Origin of the sequence: Acinetobacter bereziniae LMG 1003 = CIP 70.12, assembly GCF_000368925.1 — a bacterium.
Lineage (GTDB): Bacteria > Pseudomonadota > Gammaproteobacteria > Pseudomonadales > Moraxellaceae > Acinetobacter > Acinetobacter bereziniae.
Window position 1 is genome coordinate 1,108,620 of the sequence record NZ_KB849755.1, and the last position, 18,552, is coordinate 1,127,171.

General features: G+C 39.2%; 16 protein-coding genes. 6 read left to right on the forward strand and 10 right to left on the reverse strand.

Annotated features, from left to right (window positions below; translation table 11 throughout):
- The 4 genes from F938_RS07125 to F938_RS07140 form a co-directional block, all read right to left on the reverse strand.
- On the reverse strand, positions 1-1,244 hold a 1,244-nt coding region (locus F938_RS07125), incomplete at its 3' end, for a type VI immunity family protein (protein ID WP_034714987.1).
- 19 nt (positions 1,245-1,263) lie between these two features.
- Positions 1,264-2,277 (reverse strand): hypothetical protein, encoded by a 1,014-nt coding sequence (locus F938_RS07130; RefSeq protein ID WP_005030650.1) that lies wholly within the window; start codon positions 2,275-2,277, stop codon positions 1,264-1,266.
- 11 nt (positions 2,278-2,288) lie between these two features.
- The gene (locus F938_RS07135) at positions 2,289-2,822 is read right to left on the reverse strand and encodes a PAAR domain-containing protein (RefSeq protein WP_005030652.1); all 534 of its coding nucleotides are present in this window, start codon (positions 2,820-2,822) and stop codon (positions 2,289-2,291) included.
- A 510-nt stretch (positions 2,823-3,332) separates the two neighbouring features.
- Complete coding sequence (locus F938_RS07140) at positions 3,333-4,586, reverse strand: putative solute-binding protein (RefSeq protein WP_005030654.1); 1,254 nt, start codon at positions 4,584-4,586, stop codon at positions 3,333-3,335.
- A 401-nt stretch (positions 4,587-4,987) separates the two neighbouring features.
- Here F938_RS07140 and F938_RS07145 point away from each other — a divergent pair, with 401 nt between their 5' ends.
- The 3 genes from F938_RS07145 to F938_RS07155 all read left to right on the forward strand — a co-directional run bounded on the left by F938_RS07145 (position 4,988) and on the right by F938_RS07155 (position 8,764).
- Positions 4,988-5,584, forward strand: a complete 597-nt coding sequence (locus F938_RS07145) for a 5-formyltetrahydrofolate cyclo-ligase (RefSeq protein ID WP_005030657.1) — start codon at positions 4,988-4,990, stop codon at positions 5,582-5,584.
- Between the two features lie 135 nt (positions 5,585-5,719).
- The gene (gene lon / locus F938_RS07150; RefSeq protein WP_005030661.1) at positions 5,720-8,149 is read left to right on the forward strand and encodes an endopeptidase La; all 2,430 of its coding nucleotides are present in this window, start codon (positions 5,720-5,722) and stop codon (positions 8,147-8,149) included.
- A gap of 237 nt (positions 8,150-8,386) precedes the next feature.
- The gene (locus tag F938_RS07155) at positions 8,387-8,764 is read left to right on the forward strand and encodes a VOC family protein (protein WP_005030664.1); all 378 of its coding nucleotides are present in this window, start codon (positions 8,387-8,389) and stop codon (positions 8,762-8,764) included.
- A gap of 205 nt (positions 8,765-8,969) precedes the next feature.
- Here F938_RS07155 and F938_RS07160 read toward each other — a convergent pair whose 3' ends face one another.
- The 5 genes from F938_RS07160 to F938_RS07180 form a co-directional block, all read right to left on the reverse strand.
- Entirely contained in the window at positions 8,970-9,398 is a 429-nt protein-coding gene (locus F938_RS07160) for a DUF7832 domain-containing protein (protein WP_005030666.1), read from the reverse strand.
- 131 nt (positions 9,399-9,529) lie between these two features.
- Entirely contained in the window at positions 9,530-10,372 is an 843-nt protein-coding gene (gene dapF, locus F938_RS07165; protein WP_005030669.1) for a diaminopimelate epimerase, read from the reverse strand.
- A gap of 13 nt (positions 10,373-10,385) precedes the next feature.
- Positions 10,386-11,630, reverse strand: coding sequence for a diaminopimelate decarboxylase (gene lysA / locus F938_RS07170; protein ID WP_005030672.1), 1,245 nt, complete (start codon positions 11,628-11,630; stop codon positions 10,386-10,388).
- 33 nt (positions 11,631-11,663) lie between these two features.
- Entirely contained in the window at positions 11,664-11,894 is a 231-nt protein-coding gene (locus F938_RS07175; RefSeq protein ID WP_005030674.1) for a hypothetical protein, read from the reverse strand.
- Between the two features lie 146 nt (positions 11,895-12,040).
- A complete protein-coding gene (locus F938_RS07180; protein WP_005030677.1) occupies positions 12,041-13,444 on the reverse strand; it encodes an amino acid permease in 1,404 nt (467 codons plus the stop codon).
- A 279-nt stretch (positions 13,445-13,723) separates the two neighbouring features.
- On the opposite strand from F938_RS07180, the gene radA reads away from it, so the two are divergent.
- The 3 genes from radA to F938_RS07195 all read left to right on the forward strand — a co-directional run bounded on the left by radA (position 13,724) and on the right by F938_RS07195 (position 17,111).
- Positions 13,724-15,112: a DNA repair protein RadA gene (radA, locus tag F938_RS07185; RefSeq protein ID WP_010591196.1), complete on the forward strand. Its 1,389-nt coding sequence runs from the start codon at positions 13,724-13,726 to the stop codon at positions 15,110-15,112.
- Between the two features lie 454 nt (positions 15,113-15,566).
- Positions 15,567-16,562 (forward strand): Tim44 domain-containing protein, encoded by a 996-nt coding sequence (locus tag F938_RS07190; RefSeq protein WP_004828437.1) that lies wholly within the window; start codon positions 15,567-15,569, stop codon positions 16,560-16,562.
- A 201-nt stretch (positions 16,563-16,763) separates the two neighbouring features.
- Positions 16,764-17,111: an EF-hand domain-containing protein gene (locus F938_RS07195; RefSeq protein WP_005030683.1), complete on the forward strand. Its 348-nt coding sequence runs from the start codon at positions 16,764-16,766 to the stop codon at positions 17,109-17,111.
- Positions 17,112-17,235: 124 nt separating this feature from the next.
- Here F938_RS07195 and F938_RS07200 read toward each other — a convergent pair whose 3' ends face one another.
- Positions 17,236-18,411 carry a S1C family serine protease gene (locus tag F938_RS07200; RefSeq protein ID WP_004828434.1) on the reverse strand — a complete coding sequence of 392 codons (1,176 nt, stop codon included), beginning with the start codon at positions 18,409-18,411 and terminating at the stop codon, positions 17,236-17,238.
- Positions 18,412-18,552 lie beyond the last annotated feature (141 nt).

The following is an 18,552-nucleotide window of genomic DNA, read 5'->3' on the forward strand; positions in this document are numbered from 1 at the left end:
GCTTCTTTTAAAACCATATGTTCATAGCACTCTAAAAAACGTGGTGCAATATCACCTTTAAGCAATACAACTTGCTGACGAAAATCATCTAAATTATTTGGCTTATAATCACTACGATCAGCATAGCCAACATATTCAGGTTGTCCATCTAAACCAATCTGTTCTTCATAACGATAAATACCATCAATTTCACAGGATCGCCCTGACTCTAAATAAATATTATTTTTAAAGGGTTTTCGTTCTTGATAATGTCCACGGTCAGGAAAAATATCAGGTGCATCTAAACGGCGAATCCATTTACGACTGGCTTCAACATCCAATACCTTGTAATGATTACCTACATCATAACTAATTGACCAATAGGCTCCATTTCTTAACGGACGTAAGGCTTTATTCAGATTATAGTAGCTGTCTAAAACAGGTTGATCACTTGGTAATAATTGTGGAAATTCTTCCAATTGAAATAAAAAGCCTTCTTGTTGTTGCTGAGGTTTAAGATTGAAAAACTCACAATATTTCGGAAAATTTTTAACTTCACAAATACGTTGCACCAAGGTATTGCTCAAATAAGTCAGCCAATCAATACTTTTAATACCATCTGCAATACGACTTCTCTCCCTAATATTAGCTCCTTGATAAATACCCCAAAAACGTTCGCCTTGCGCTAGCGAGTAATCACCAACTCCAATCGGCTTATAAGGTAAAGCACTCTGAAAACCTGCCACCGCATGATATACCCCCAATTTATCGATACACTTCTGAATCAAAGACATTAATATCTTTTTTTTTTCGATATCAAAAATGAGTTGATTCGGAACACGAAAAGTCAATGTCGAGCATACTTGATTACGCCCTTCCCAACCTCGATTGGTAAAAGCATAAATCATATATTCTGGTGCTTCATCTCGTTCTCCTGATGCACAACGCCATTCAATTTGATCATCAGAGTGGGGATGTTTAGCCACCGCTTCTTGGATACTAGGCATCTCAGCTATATCGTAATAGCGACCATCACCGTTTTCATTGACATAAGAGCCCCAAGTAAAATGTTCTGCATAATGCTGATTGTATGCTTCGATACATTCGATAAGGGCTTGACGCTTTTCAGGACTATGCCCTGCAAAATATAAAAAATGTGCTTGAAACTCAGCACCGACTATAAATAAAGATGGCTGACCTTTTTTATGTTCAGACCATTGAAAATCTTTTAAATAAGGTGCTAAATCTTGTTCCGATTGAATAATCATTGAGTTATTTCCAATATTATGAATGTACCAATGTCGCAAAACCTGTAATCAATACTCCACCAGCTACAGCTTCTGTTGCACCGATTGCGCCTGCTGTGGCAATCGCACCGCCTGTTGCACTGACCAAGACTACAGTCCCACAAATAAATGCACCTCCAATCCCTATACTGGCAGTAATCGGAACCATCAGACTTTTATACTCTTGTAAAGGAACCAATTTTCGATAAAACTGTACCTCTGGTGAAGGTGGCGCAATCAGCTTACCTAAAGCACCCAACATACTGGGGATGCCTTTTTTAGCAGTTAGCCCCGTATTGGCAGGACGAAAAGTAGCATTTTTATAAGGGGTTGGATTTTTAATCGGTGGATAAACTGGAATTTTGGTTCCACCACTGGGTGGTTTTCGGGTACTACAACTACAGTCTTTATCCGATACTTCACGAACTCGATCAGGTGCAATTCGTTCATAAGCTTCTAACTGCCCATCCCTCCAATCATCCTGACCAAATTTAATTTCAACCAAACGTTCTATATTTTCTCGTCTTGGTTCAAATCTATCCCATTCAATCGTTCCTGTCATCCGCATTTCTATGATTTCAGCCGCCTTAATGGTTAAAACCGTAACATCAGGAATCCGAAAATCACCTTTGCTTAAGTTTTCAATTTGTTTTTTTGCCGCACCCAATGGAAATGTTGAAGGACGATGCATCCGTGCAGGATCTTGACTCATTAATGGCATTGGTACTTTACGTGTCATATCATAGCCCACTTCAGCTAAGTACGCCCAAACACCAAAATTTAAATCTGCTTCTGCCTTAATGGCATTGGTGACCGTCTGTTGATAAAGCTTTTGACCAATTGCCCCAATTTTAGGGGCTTTGCTTGCTGCACAAATATGAGCGCATAAATAGGTCTTGTTTGTACCTGTTTCTAACTTGATCTCTGTACCTTTGGAACTGGGCTTGGTGACTGATGGTTTAGTTTTATTGGGACTGGTAGAGCCTGAACCAGTTGTATGACGTCCTGACATTTTTATTTTCCTTATTCTTGGTCAGTTATATGATAATGATCAAATTGTGCTTCCTCTTCATCATCAACGATTTCTAAATTTACAGGAAGCTTTTCATGTGTCCAAAGGTACTCCGTTTGTCCTTTCGCGTTGGTATATCCCTCAAGCACTGAACCATCTTCAGCACTTAGGCGATATTTCTGTCCTTCAACTGGCTGACCATCATCATCTTTAAGTGTAAAAAACTCGTGATACCGCTGTGGTTTAGAGATGATTTGTTCCGGTAATGTTGAATCATCCTGATCATCTGACCAACCACTCAAGTTTTGACTGGCAATAAGTCGATGACCACAACTTAATAGGCAACCGTGATACGCAATTAATTTCCCATGATCGTTAAAGCATGACCAACCATTCATAATTTTTTGTGGTCGATTACAACATAGCACTTTCATACCAACCGAAGCAGCGGGGCGTCCTAAAATAATATGCCTGACATTACCCTCAACCACTACACCGCCACCAGAAGTACGGTCTCCAAGACAAATAAAATAATGTGTTGTCAAAATTTTAACCTTTTCTTATTTTTAATCGATAATGATAATTATTTAACATAAAAACACTGTATATCAAATTACAAAGCTGTAATCTAAAAAATTTTCATAGATAAAAAATCTATAATTTTTCTGTAAGATGACAGAATCAATTTTTACTTATAATTGTTTTCATTCATCTTTGATTTTTTGAAGTGTTTAACTTTCTATAAAATTTAATTTGTAAGATAAAAAAAATTACACAGCACCATCTGAGATTGAGAACTTAAATAAATTACTTAAACACTACCCTCCTTTATGTTGAAAAATCAGAAATTAATTTAGCTCAGAATAAAAACTCGCAAAAATCCTTAGATGAGCAGATGATACATACTCCTCCCACTCAATGGTAAAGTCCATATCACTGCAACATCGTTCACCCCTCTTTGATTAAGTATTAAAAAAGGCAAAATAAATACTTATTTTGCCTTTGTTAGTCTATAACACTGGTTTTATCTCTATGTATAGATGAAGCTCACTGCCTTATTCATCATTCAATGCGCATTCAAAACTACTTGGTGTTTGTCCACAACGGACTTTTTTCAAAATTTTCATCATTGCAGGATCATAATAGCCTTCTTTGGTCATCTGAATACGTGCTTCACGCATAATCTTGATATAGCCAGGCTTGTCAGCTTCACGGATATCAAACCAATATTTGTCAGGGACTTCTCTTTCGATTTTATCAACAAACTCAAACGCTGGGCTGAGTTGCTTGGAAATCATTTCTCGTGCAATTGGTCCCATTCCAGCAGGGAATTTATTACGATGCATGATCAATGTTCCTGTCACTTGAATGAGCGGAAACTTGATAATACCGCCGACCACATTCCCATTTTTATCAGTCATGCCCTTTTTTAACTCTAAAGGCTTAAACAACAATGCAGGACCAGCCATAATATCAACTTCTTTATTATTAAACTTGCCCCCCACTGTTAATAAATCCACTGAAACAGGTTGTGCACCCACATTTTGTACAAGTTTTTTCTGCGTTCCATCAAAGTTCATGACTGCAACTTTTTTACCTGCCGCCTTAGATAAAGTATCAATACGACGGTCATTGACCATGATGTACGCAGCACCCAAAGGCACGATTCCGACGACCTCATAATCACGATTGACCATTTTTGCATCATACTCAGGTCGCGCAAGTAACTGAATCACGGTGGTCAATTGCTTGTAATTTTGCACAGCACCAATTGCATCAATACTGCCGACGAAAGGATTAAATTGTCTCGCTCGAATATTACTGATGCCTGCACCATCACAGCGTTTACTTCTAAAATCTTCAGTTAATACACGTTCATCGGTATAGACACGTAAATTAATATCTGTGGATGCTGTTTTCTTGAGTTTTGGATAATTTAGGTCAATATGCATCGACAATTTGGTTGGGCGTGTGATCTTCATATCCACACCAAATTCTTTGGCGATTTGGGTAATTCGTGGTAGTTCACTGATATAACTGGTGGCTTGTTCAAAAGCCTCACTATTCGCTCCATCTGGTGAAAATACACAGAGCGTGACGGTTTTAGGAATTTGTTGCCAAACTTTAGGATCATTCATCAAGGTTTTAATTTTATTTTTTGAATGTGCTGAAAGTTCCAGATTTAATTTAGGTGCTACAGGTGGCGCAGCATAAGACAGCACAGACAAACTACTGGTCAATGCAAATATAGTTGCCTTAACCCATGGTCGTGACGGCATTCTTCGATGTGTATTCAGGTTATCTTGCATCACTTTGTCCTATTTATATTCTTGTTGATCCATCATCACTCACGTGAATTCTTATTCAGCCTAATAGAAGTCTGAAACTTTTCAATTGACTGTGCAAAATCCAACATTTGTCAAAAAAGATAGTTTATTGATCTCTGTCCAAACGGCTATTTTAAGTTGATGTTTATCAGATAATTAGCAAGATTAGATCGATTTGTCCATTTATCGAAAAACTTGATAGGAGTTAAAATATCTCCTCATCTAGCGTTTGTCATAGCGCTTGTCATAATCAGCAACAACAATTTTAAACAAAAAATACGACAATTTTTTAATCTAAGATCAATCGAAACTGTAATTTTCTCAATCCTGTTGTGATTCAATTCGTTGTATACTGTTTATAGTTTGGAGTTAAACTTGACAGCATGAATCAAAATTCACAACTGCGCAAAATCATCAGTCAGCAACGACGCAAGTTGAATTCACAGCAACAAAAAATGATCGAGTTGCGTTGCTTAAAGCAATGTTTAAAGCATCCGAAATTTTTAAACGCGCAGAAAATTGGACTGTATTTAGATGCTTTTGGAGAAGTAAAAACCAAACGTCTGATTGAATATTGCTTTACTCAGGGTAAAAAAGTTTATTTACCCATGATCTGTAATATGAATAATCACTTGGTTTGGGTCAAAATTTCCTACCAGCAATATCAAAATAAACGCTTTTCATTACATCGTTTAGGCATGTTAGAACCCATGGCAAGCCGTGGAAAGCATGTTTCGACACTAGATGTTGTGATCATGCCATTATTGGCTTGTGATATAAAAGGAACACGAATGGGCATGGGAGGTGGTTTTTATGATCGAACGCTTGCTTCCGCTTTTCAACAGCCCCATCGACTAGGTTTAGCACATGATTTTCAGTTTCTACATACTGAATTAGCAAGAAATTCGTGGGATCAATCCCTTGATAGCTTGATTACACCAATAAAAACTTACTATTTCAAACGTCAGATAGGTCAATAAATTCCTTTAGGCTTGTTTGAAAATCAAATACTTGCGTTTTTTTAACTTTTTTATTAAGTAAAGCCCTTGTAATTTTTGAAATACACATCACTATAAAAAACATGGCAACACCGTTGTCACTCATTAGGAGTGCCCATGTCTGAAATTATTATGAATCAAGAAAACTTAGAGCCACAGGTTCCAAGTGTATTACCGCTGTTAGCGTTGCGTGACGTGGTGGTTTATCCACACATGCAAATTGCGCTATTTGTGGGTCGTGAAAAATCGATCAATGCAGTTGATGTGGCTCGTAACAGTGACAATTTAGTATTTGTAGTTGCGCAAAAAGATTCGCTTACAGAAGAAATTGATCACGACAACCTATATCAATATGGTACTGTCGCTAAGATTGTACAAGTTGTAAACCATGAAAATGATGAAAACTGCATCAAAGTGCTCATTGAAGGTTTACACCGTTCTAAGCTGGTTGAGATCATCGACAATGATGAATATTTATCGGCAGAACATGCGTTAAGTCCAATGACTGTATCGATAGACAACGCTACCCAAACAACACGTGTGGATGAATTACGTGCGCTGTTTTCACAGTATGCAGAAGCAAAATTACGTAATGCACGTGAGTTGATTGCAGCAGCCAACAAAATTGACGATTTACTGCAACTATTATTCTTTGTTGCAACACGTGTACCTTTGAATATTGATGTCAAACAAAAATTCTTAGAACACGATGAGTTTGAGGCACATTTACAAGAACTCATGACTTATTTGTTACAACAGTCTGAAGAACAACAGATTGAACAAACTTTGCATGACTCTGTAAAACGTCAAATGGAAAAAAACCAACGTGAATACTTCCTCAATGAAAAGATGAAGGTCATTCAACGTGAACTTTCCGACATGAATGGCGGTGCGGAAGATGATGTTGCTGAAATTGAAAAACGTTTAGCAGAAGCTGATTTACCTGAACATGTACGTAAAAAAGCTGAAAATGAGTTCCGTAAACTCAAAGCGATGCAACCTGCGTCAAGCGAAGCTGCTGTGGTACGTAATTATATCGAGGCAATTTTAGATACGCCTTGGAATAAAGCCAGCAAAGTTAGCATTAACTTGGCAAAAGCTCAGGAAATCTTGGACACAGACCACTACGGTTTAGATGAAGTCAAAGAACGTATTGTTGAATACCTTGCTGTTCAGTCACGCGTGAAAAAACTTCGTGGTCCAATCCTATGCTTAGTCGGACCTCCAGGTGTGGGTAAAACCTCTCTTGGTGAATCCATTGCTAAAGCAACCGGACGTGAATTCGTTCGTATGGCACTTGGTGGCGTCCGTGATGAAGCAGAAATTCGTGGTCATCGTCGTACTTATATCGGTGCGATGCCAGGTAAAATTGTGCAGTCTTTAACCAAAGTCGGTGTTAAGAACCCATTGTTCTTACTCGATGAGATTGACAAAATGGCACAGGATTATCGTGGTGATCCAGCATCTGCATTACTTGAAGTACTTGATCCATCACAGAACAGCAAATTTAATGATCATTATCTAGATCTTGACTTAGATTTGTCAGAAGTGATGTTCATCTGTACTGCCAACAGCATGAATATTCCTGAGGCGTTATTAGACCGTATGGAAGTGATTCGTTTACCGGGCTATACCGAAGACGAAAAAGTCAATATTGCGGATCGTTATCTTGTTCCTAAAGCGATTAAGAACAATGGATTACGTCCTAAAGAATTGACTGTTCATGAAGAAGCGATTCGAGACATCGTGCGTCGTTATACACGTGAAGCTGGGGTGCGTAGCCTAGAGCGTGAAGTTTCAAAAATTGCGCGTAAAGTGGTGAAAGAGTCTGTAAGCAAGAAAGCCAAGAACTTGCATATCGATGTCACTGCTGAAAACTTACCTGAATATTTAGGTGTGCATAAGTTTGATTACGGCATGGCTGAAGAAGAAGCTCAAGTTGGTCGTGTAAATGGCTTGGCTTGGACTTCTGTTGGCGGTGAGTTGTTAACCATTGAGGTTGCAGCCGTCAAAGGTAAAGGTAAATTCATTACGACGGGTTCACTCGGTGATGTGATGAAAGAGTCGATTACAGCTGCAATGACTGTGGTTCGTACACGTGCAGATGAATTAGGTATTGAAGCTTCTCGTTTTGAAGAAACTGACGTACACGTTCACTTGCCTGAAGGTGCAACACCGAAAGATGGTCCTTCAGCAGGTTTAGCTTTAACAACTGCGTTGGTTTCAGCATTTACAGGTATTGCAATTCGTCCTGATATTGCCATGACGGGTGAAACCAGCTTAGGCGGTCGTGCAATGCGTATTGGTGGCTTAAAAGAGAAACTTTTAGCGGCACATCGTGGTGGTGTTAAACTTGTGTTTATCCCACAAGAAAACGTACGTGACTTGGCTGAAATTCCTCAAAACGTGAAAGATGGTTTAGAGATTAAAGCAGTGAAAAGTATCGATGAGATCCTTCCACTTGCTTTGGTTGAACAACCAACACCATTGGTCAAAGCACCAATCGTGAAAGCGGTAGATGAAGGCAAAAAAGCTGCGCGTCATTAATATAATGATGTTCAACAATTCAGAAAAGAGAATGCTTCGGCATTCTCTTTTTTTATGGCTGTGAATAAAAAACAAACCTGCTTACAAAATACAGCTGTACAACATTCAAGTTTGTCATAAGCTAATCACAATAAAGTCTAAAAATAATATTTGCTGGCTGAGCTAGAGTTTATCTACTCAAGCAAACTGCCAACGAATGGTCTAATACATATAACAGTAAAACAAAAGGACACCATCATGCCAAATCCAGTCTGTTGGTTTGAAATCTATGTTGATGATATGGAACGAGCCAAATTATTTTATCAAACTGTATTGGGAACAGAACTCAGTTTATTGAGCGACCCGACTGATGCAAATACCCAAATGTGGGCTTTTCCATCCGACATGAACCAGTATGGCTCCACTGGAACCTTGGTAAAAATGCAAGGTGTGAGTGCAGGTGGAAACAGTACGATTATCTATTTCAGTAGTGAAGACTGTGCGATCGAAGAAGCTCGTGTTGAAGCTGCGGGAGGACAAATTCATCAAACAAAAATGTCAATCGGACCGCATGGACATATCGTTTTAGCTGTAGATACCGAAGGTAATATATTTGGAATTCATTCAATGAATTAACTGAATAGTTTTAGAACATTGAAACTTTTAGAATTTACACTTATATTGGTTGAAAAACAACCAATCATCCTCATATATACATTAAGCAAATATGCGTGCTGTAGTGTGGTTGCTTAATGTTGATTTGATCTCCAGACGAATCAACATTAAAACACAGTCCTACCCATTTCGGACTGTGTTTTTTTATGGATCACTTTTAGCAAACTTATGGGCGGTTTTGCTTCCATTGCTGATATTTCTGACTGATTACTGCAGCAATTAAATCATAGTTTTCCCAAGTGTCTTCTACTGCATAAGTTTCTGTTAAGCCTTTTGAATAAACCAAGGTTTCATCATAATCTTTAAAATATTGATGACTTTCATAATAAACTTGCGTAAATTCAAAGCCTTCTTCATTCAAATCTTCTTCCCAGAATTTTTCATCACACATATCTGTCAAAAACTGTAATCCAGTCATTTGACGAGTACGCACTTGTTCTAATTCAGTTTCACTTTCTTCTTGATGAAACTCACCTTCTAAATAATGATTGATCATCCATGCCAAATACATGCCGATATGCGTTCCACCATTTTTGTAGGGATATCCAGCTTGTTCAGCGGATTCAGCATGCCAATCTATCCGGTCTATTGCCATGGTTTATTTTCCTATTTGATTGTGATTATTTGCTTTGAATTTTAATAAATATCAGCGCTGTAGTTATTGATGAAAACCTGCTGACCAAATTTAAAAAGCCCTGACATCAATTCAGGGCTAAAGGTATATGCTTAACTTTGAAAATAGCGTAAATCCAAACGACCTTCGTAAACAGTAGCCGTTGGACCGGTCATCCACACATCACCTTCTTTCCATTCAATTTGCAATTTACCGCCTGCCAATTCAATTTCCACATTGTTGGCAAGCAAACCACGACGCATACCTGACACAGCTGCTGCACATGCACCTGTCCCACATGCCATGGTTTCACCTACACCACGTTCAAAGACACGTAAGCGCGCATGTTTCTCATCTACAATTTGCATAAAACCTGCATTGACCCGTTGTGGAAAACGTTCATGAGACTCTACTTGTGGACCAATATGCGCAACATCTGCAGTTAAAACATCAGTAACGATGGTCACTGCATGCGGATTACCCATATTGACCACATCAATGGTCAGTGACTGATTATCTGCCAAAGCGATGTCATACAAAGCATCTGGCTCTTCAGCAATAAATGGAATCTCTTGCGGTAAAAATTTCGGATAGCCCATATTGACGCGAACCCAACCATTTTCACCCAACTCAGGTTCGACAATGCCTGCACTGGTCTGCACTTTAAAGCGCTTCTTATTGGTCAATTGACGCTCGTAAACAAAACGAGCAAAGCAACGCACCCCATTACCGCACTGCTCTACTTCAGAACCATCTGCATTAAAAATACGATATTTAAAGTCTACATTGGGAAAATCTGGTGGTTCAACTATGAGAAGTTGATCAAAACCAATGCCAAAATGACGATCAGCCAAACGACGGATCGTCATTGCATCAAAAAAGGCACGTTGGCTAATCAAATCAACCACCATGAAGTCATTGCCCAGACCATGCATTTTGGTAAATTCTAATAACATCTAAAATTACTCCTTAAGGCAACAAACGTTCATTTTCCCAAAGTGATTCAATACTTTCTCGTTTACGAATCACATGAGATTGCTCACCATCCACCATCACTTCTGCAGCACGACCACGACTGTTATAGTTTGAACTCATAACAAAACCGTATGCACCAGCACCCAAAACAGCAAGATGATCATTTTCTTTAAGCGCAAGTTCACGTGCTTTACCTAAGAAATCACCTGTTTCACAAATAGCGCCGACAATATCCCAAGTTTTGTTTTCAACATCAGTGCGTGACTTAACTGGCTGAATATCCATCCAAGCCTCATACAGGGATGGGCGAATTAAATCATTCATAGCTGCATCGATAATTGCAAAGTTACGGTGCTGAGTTGGTTTAAGCAAATCAACTTTAGTCAGTAAAACGCCAGCATTTGCTGAAATACTCCGCCCCGGTTCCATATATACTTTTAAACCCAGTTTTTCTAAAGCTGGACGCATAGACTCAGCATATTCAACAACGCTTGGTGGCGTTTCATCTTTATAAGTCACGCCTAAACCGCCACCGATATCGATATGCTGTAAATGAATGCCGAGCGTTTTAAGCTGTTCGATCATCATCATAATACGATCAAGCGCATCCACAAAAGGCTGAGTTTCAGTCAATTGCGAACCAATGTGACAATCAATTCCAACCACATCTAAATTTGGCAAAGACGCTGCATATTGATAGGTTTCAAAAACCACATCAGAAGGAATACCAAATTTATTTTCTTTCAACCCTGTTGAAATATAAGGATGGGTTTTGGCATCAACATCTGGATTGACTCGTAGAGAAATAGGTGCTTTTTGACCTAAACGTGCCGCAACATTTTGAATACGATCAAGTTCAGCATGTGATTCCACGTTGAAACATGCAATACCCACTTCCAACGCTTTTTGTATATCTTCTTCTTGTTTGCCTAGACCAGAAAACACGATTTTTGATGGATCACCACCTGCCGCAAGTACCCGTGCAAGTTCACCACCTGTGACAATATCAAAACCACAACCCAGTTTTGCCAATACATTCAATACTGCAAGATTAGAGTTAGACTTCACCGCAAAACAAATTTGATGATCGATAAAGCTAAAGGCTTTATCCATATCTAAATAATGCTTTTCAAATGTCGCTTTTGAATAGACATAAAGTGGTGTGCCATATTGCATAGCAAGCTGATCTAAAGAACATTGCTCTGCATGCAATACCCCATCAATGCGGGAAAAACTCATGAATGTATCCTTTCAATGAAAGTTTAAATAGGTTTAATTTGAAGTCACTTGTGATGCTGGGACAGACTGATCTGCGGGAACAGCCTGATCCACTGCTTTTTTCTCAGTCTGAACAGATTTACTGTCATTATTTGAATACAACAAGTATTTGGCACGCTTGTCATAATCAGGGCTATTGGCTAACTGTAAATTACCAGATTGACCACAGCCTACTAAAACGGCACCACTTAAAACTAAACCGATGCTACAAATTGCTAAACGCATCTGCTCACCTATTTCCAAAATTTTTGTCAGTATACCTTGATTCTAAAATATAGACCAAAATAACAGGCGCTCAAGCTTAAAATGAGAATAAAAAAAACGCCAGTACATTACTGGCGTTTTCTTATGAGTATCTTTGAAATAGCTAATTACTGTTTTTTCTTATAAAAACAGAAATAGCCAATCGCAAGGATAATTAACCAAATTGGGCTGACCATCAATGATTTCAAAGTATCTGGCTCTAAAGCGAGGATACCAATTGTTCCAATGAAGAAAATAATCACCACATAGCAAGTCAGAGGTCCACCCGGCAATTTAAATACGGATTTTGCATGAAGTTCTGGACGTGTTTTGTAATATACCAAGTAACTCCACAGGATAATAATCCATACGAGAATGAATAAAATCGTTGAAAGTGTCGTTGCTAAAGTGAACGCTTCAACTGTATTTGGTACGAAATACTGTAATGCAGCACCCCCCAGCAAACACACGCCAGAGAAATATAAAGCGTTGGCTGGAACAGCACGGCGATTGAGCAAACCAAATGCTTTCGGACCTTGATCTTCACGAGAAAGTCCAAACAACATACGACTGGTTGAAAACACACCACTATTCATTGAAGACATAACTGATGACAGTACCACCAAGTTCATGATGATCGCTGCTGCAGCAATACCCGCTTGACTAAATAAGTTTACAAATGGGCTGACTTTAGGGTCAATTTGATCCCAAGGTGTCACGGACATGACGATAACCAAAGCCAAGACGTAGAAGAAAATAATACGAATTGGAATCGAGTTGACTGCTTTAGGTAAATTCTTTTCAGGATCTTTAGTTTCAGCAGCTGTCGTTCCTACAAGCTCTACCCCAACAAAGGCAAAAATTGCAATCTGGAAACCCGCTAAAAAGCCTTCAAACCCTTTAGGGAACATGCCTCCGTGATCCCATAAATGAGTAAAGGATGCGACTTGACCTGTAGCAGCTGAAGTAAAGCCCGTAAAAATCATCCAGAGTCCAACTAAAATCAGTACCACGATGGCAATAATCTTAATCAACGCAAACCAGAATTCGAGTTCACCAAACAGTTTTACAGTAACGAGGTTCAATCCCATAATAAAGAAAATGGCAGCAACACTGATCATCGCGCCTTCGGTTGGTGTAAATGCCACGCCGTTATTAAAGAACTGTAAATAGTAGATAATGGCAGATAAATCTGCGATACCGATGGTGATCCAACACAACCAATACGTCCATCCTACAAAATAACCTGCCCAAGGACCGATTAAATCTGTTGAAAAGTCGATAAATGACTTGTATTGCAAGTTTGATAGTAGCAATTCCCCCAGCGCACGCATGACGAAAAACACCATCAAACCAATGATCATGTAGATAAATAATATTGAAGGTCCTGCAAGACTAATTGTCTTCCCTGACCCCATGAATAATCCTGTCCCAATCGCACCACCAATTGCAATTAATTGAAGATGGCGATTTGATAAACTTCTAGATAGTTCACCTGTTTCCGCAGAAGAACTGAGGTTTTCATTTGACATTGTTATATTCTTCTCTCAGATTTGTTTTACAAAAGTAGCTTAAAACAAAAAAAATAAAAAAGCCTTTTTCAATAGATACGCCTAATTATCTAGGATTTTCCATCTTTTAGCTTATTAAATAGTCAATAGACTATTCCTTACCTTTCTTATTTTTACCGTTCCTTCATTTTGCAGTTTACGTGCCAAAATTGTTTTTGGCGAGATGTTGTGCAAAAAATTGTATTTCAATGTCGCTATTGGTACATTCAGCACATCATTGAAAAGGTATATGCACTCAAAATGGGCAAAGTCAAAACTGTTTATCGTTGTGAACAATGTGGTACAGACCATCCAAAATGGGCAGGTCAATGTTCAGACTGTGGTGAATGGAATTCTCTGACTGAAGTCCGTATTGAACCTGTGGTATCACATCGAGCAAAACCGATGGGAGGGGGATATGCTGGACAAGCAGCCAATGTAACACTGTTAAATCAAATCACTGTTTCCAATGAAACGCGTTTAGGAACAGGAATTGGAGAATTTGATCGAGTACTCGGTGGCGGGTTGGTTACGGGTTCTGTGGTATTGATCGGTGGTGATCCAGGTATTGGTAAATCAACGATTCTTTTGCAAACAGCAACCCACATGGCTGCAGCGAACAGCTCCGCACTTTATGTCACAGGTGAAGAATCACTTTCTCAAGTCGCCTTACGTGCAAACCGTCTGGACTTAGCCACAGATAAATTACAGGTCATGGCTGAAACCTGTGTTGAAAGAATCTGTGACACCTTGGCACAATTGCGTCCGGCTGTTGCCATACTAGATTCTATCCAAACTTTATATACCGAAACCTTACAGTCTGCACCCGGTGGCGTATCACAAATTCGTGAATCAGCTGCACTTTTAACTCGCTTTGCAAAAAATAGTGGTACTGCCCTATTCATTGTTGGTCATGTCACCAAAGAAGGTTCACTCGCCGGACCGCGAGTTCTCGAACATATGGTCGACTGCGTATTGTACTTTGAAGGACAGTCAGATTCTCGCTACCGTATGATTCGCGCAGTGAAAAACCGTTTTGGTGCGGTCAACGAATTGGGCGTATTTGGTATGACAGATAAAGGCTTAAAAGAAGTTGCAAACCCATCTGCTATTTTTCTAAGCCGTTATGATGAAGCCATCCCAGGTTCTGTGGTCATGATCAGTCGTGAAGGTACACGACCCTTGTTGGTCGAAGTTCAAGCGTTGGTTGATGATGCACATGGACAACCGCGCCGAGTCGCACTCGGTCTAGAACAAAACCGTTTAAACATGCTACTTGCCGTTATGCATCGTCATGGTGGTGTGCAAACTTCAGGGCAAGATGTCTACGTCAATGTGGTGGGTGGATTAAAAATTACTGAAACAGGTTCAGATTTGGCGGTCCTGTTGGCTTGCGCATCCAGTCTACGTTCTAAAGCATTGCCTCAACAATTGGCTGTTTTTGGCGAGGTGGGGCTATCTGGAGAAATACGCCCTGTTCCCAATGGACAAGAACGTCTTAAAGAAGCCATTAAACACGGTTTCAAGTACATCATTGTACCAAGAGGCAATGCTCCACAAAAACCAATTGCAGGTGTACAGGTGATTGCTGTTGCTCGTTTACATGAGGCACTTACTGAGGCGATGCAATTGAGTGACGAAGTCGCTTGAGATCGGCAAGTACGCTGTGTTGCTAAGTCAGTTAATATTGTTGAATATCAAATGCACTGACTGTTAACTCTAAAAATACTTGGATTGAGAAAAAACGTGCAGCTGTTTGTTTTAACGATCAGTTGCACGGTTAAACTCACTGTTCGATGAGAATCACGATGAGAATCAAGATACAGAATTGATCAGGCTGAATGCTTTTGAATTGAACAATTCCACCGATATGATAAAACATCTTTAAATCAAGACTTTTCAATTATTTCAATGCATTAGAAAAAACAAGTTCCAATCCATCAAGCCATCAATAGATTCGTTATGATTATGTGAATATATGCACAAATAAATCTCAAAAACATTGAAATTCTAGTCAAAAGACTGCATAAATACAGATATGAAAAGCAAAGCCTCATAATCTTGCTTTCATACTCATAAACATATTTTTAAATAGGTACATTCAATGGAAGTTCGACAGCGCGGCTTGATCGCAGGTATTTTAATGGCAACTTTGGCTGTAGCACCTTTAGCCGAAGCAAAACGTGCGGGTGGTGGTAAAAGCCATGGCATGAGCCGTTCTTCGAGTTCAAGTCAGTCTTATTCTCAACCTCGACAAGTTACGCCTGCTCAACAACCAATGCCAGCTCAAGCGGGTCAGCAAAAGTCAGGCTCTGGTGTCGGTAAAATGGTTGCTGCTGGTGTGGCTGGTGCGGCAGTGGGTGCAATTGCTGCCAATGCAATGGCTGACAACAACAATGGGAATTCACAAGCTCAGACCAATGATGCTGAATTAGCCAAACAACAAGCAGCTCAGCAAGAAGAGAAAAAAGGTGGAATCCCGAGCTGGATTTGGTTGATCTTGATCGCGGGTGCTGCATTCTTTTTGTTCCGTAAATTCGGCGCTAAAAAAAAATTAGCGGGCAATAATCCTTATGCACCAAATACGTCAGGTCCTACATCTGCGCCATTTGGTCAAAATAACACAGCACGTAATTCAGACAATACCAATATTTTTGGTCAGTCTGTGAATGGTGGTGCTGCGCCTCAAGCGCCTTTTGGTGCAGCATCAATGCAAAGTGGCAATCAGCTTCCTGATGGTACTGAACCTGCTGCTTTCTTACGTGTAGCACGCCAACGTTTTAATCATATTCAATCGATGAACTCTGTCAGTAACATTGCAGAAATTCAACGCTACTTAACACCTGATCTTTATCAGTCCATGTATAACGATATCATGGCGAACCAAGATCAAGATGTTGCTGAGTTTTCGAACTTAAATGCATTGGTGGTCGATAGTGCAACTGAAAATGGTCAATATGTGGTAAGTGTTCGTTTTACTGGTACAGTCAGTGAAGATTTAAATAGTCTGCCTGCACCATTCTCTGAAGTTTGGCACTTTGTAAAACCTGCGGGTTCTAACCAAGATTGGTTAGTGGCAGGTATCCAACAAGAAAGCTAATCAAATCTGTAATGTTTAGTTCATCAAAACCAGCGCTTAGGCGCTGGTTTTTGTTTATCTTCGCCAAATAAAAGAGACCCAAACCAGTGCCAATGATCTCTGTCATAGCCATTAGTATCAGAAAATCATGATTATTAAATTGCTTTGAAAAGTTGAATGATATATTTATATTTCATATAACCATGTAAATAGAGTAGAACAATGAATAAAATAATATATGCAACGCTCATGACTCTCAGTACATTGAGCACTGCAAGCTTTGGTTGTGAACCTGCTTCCATGGATTGGGAGGGATTTTATAAAACTTATGATTCAAATAAAAATAATACCTTTGAACTCAATGAGTTTTTAAAAGTTACAGACTTTGCCCCATACCCTTGGCCAGATGACCGACAGTTTCAAGGCAAAGATAAAAACACTAAACTATTTAAATATCTAGATGAAAACAATGACGGAAAACTTACAGAAGACGAATTTGTCAAAATTTATACCTTATTCCCAAATCCTTGTGCAAATTGGCCTCGCAAGCCGAAATGGAAGTTTTGGTAAAGCTCAATGTGATCAACATGCCATAAATTGGCTTTAATGAAAAAACTTGTTTTTATTGCACTATTTTTATCAACTTGAGAACATAAAAAAAGCCCTGAAATATCAGGGCTTTTATGCATTAAATTTAACGCTTTGGAAGTGGAATAAATTGTGAGTCATTATTCACAACTTTTCGTTCACCCACTTTAACTGTTAAATTCACTTTTTGATCGCCACGTACAACTTCCACTTGAATTTCAGTATTTGGTGCTTGTAAAGCGACATAATTAATCAAATGTGAAGTCGATGTAATGTCTTCATTATTGACTTTCACAATACGGTCACCGACTTTAATTCCTGCTTCTGCCGCTGGACCTCGTTTCAATACATCGGCAACAACTACACCAGGTTGACGAGGTTGTAACACATCTTCTTGTGTTGGTGGAACTAAACTAATCCCCATCCAGCCACGAATCACTCGACCATCTTTTAAAATCGAATTGAGTATTTGCTGGCAAATTTTTGCAGGGATTGCAAAACCAATGCCTAAAGATCCACCTGACTGTGAGAAAATTGCAGTATTTACACCAATCAAATTCCCTGCAACATCAATCAATGCGCCACCAGAGTTACCTGGATTAATCGCTGCATCTGTTTGAATAAAATCTTCATAAGTATTGATTCCAAGATCAGAACGCCCCGTTGCAGAGATAATCCCTTGAGTCACAGTTTGCCCCACCCCAAATGGATTACCAATTGCCAAGACAACATCGCCCACCTCATTACCACTCAATTTAAACGGCAATACAGGTAAATCTTTTAAACCAATTTTAATGACTGCCAAATCTGTATCTGGATCTGTTCCAATCACAGTTGCTTCGGCACGGCGTCCATCTTGCAAGGCAACAACAATTTGATCTGCTTGCGCAATCACATGGTTATTCGTCAAAATGTAGCCATCTGGACGGACAATTACCCCAGACCCCAAGCTATTTTCATTCTGGTTTTGATTCTGTTCAGGAATCTGATTACCAAAAAACTCTCGAAATGCAGGATCATTAAGCAATGGATGATTCTGTTTTACTTTTTGGGTGGTAAAAATATTGACCACTGCAGGCGCTGCAACTTTAACAGCAGCGCTGTACGACACCACACCACCTGTTCTAGACGTATTAACCAACGGCTCTACTTTCTCCGCTGGCATCTTTACGCCATCCGCTGCAATCGGTGCTTTGGGTTGTTGAAGTTTCTGCCATACGACAAAACAAATAATTACCAGTATTAGTAAAACCCAAGGGAGCCAAGTAAATGAACGCCGCACGTTTTTATTCCTCTAAGAATTTTTTAATTCGTTGATGCAAAAGCAATTTGTATATTGTAAAGCAATTCAATAAAGAAACATAAAAAATACAAAGAGTTTTGTTCAGCTTTAGTTACAGTTTAAAATGTGTTTTGATATTCT